This window comes from Paraburkholderia sp. SIMBA_053 (assembly GCF_046534895.1).
GTDB lineage: Bacteria > Pseudomonadota > Gammaproteobacteria > Burkholderiales > Burkholderiaceae > Paraburkholderia > Paraburkholderia caledonica.
The window spans coordinates 1-239 of the sequence record NZ_JAWRXU010001616.1 but is presented as its reverse complement, the minus strand read 5'-3'; the positions used below and the strand labels follow the sequence as shown (position 1 = coordinate 239).

At 64.0% G+C, this 239-nt stretch carries 1 pseudogene; it reads left to right on the top strand.

The window, feature by feature from the left end:
• Nucleotides 1–239, top strand: a pseudogene (locus SB753_RS41020) (glycosyltransferase family 4 protein); the annotation flags it as partial.

Sequence of the window (239 nt, the reverse complement as noted above, 5' to 3'; positions counted from 1 at the left end):
CCCGCACATGCTGCTGCTCGAGAAGGTGCGCAAGGTCGCGCACGAGTTCGACGTGGTGCACTTCCACCTCGACTATCTGCCGTTCCCGCTCTTTTCGACGCTGGACACGCCGTTCGTGACCACGCTGCACGGCCGTCTGGACCTGCCGGAGCTGCAACCGGTGTTCGACACGTTCACCGATGCGCCCGTGATCTCGATTTCGGATTCGCAGCGTCTGCCGCTGCAGCAGGCCAACTGGC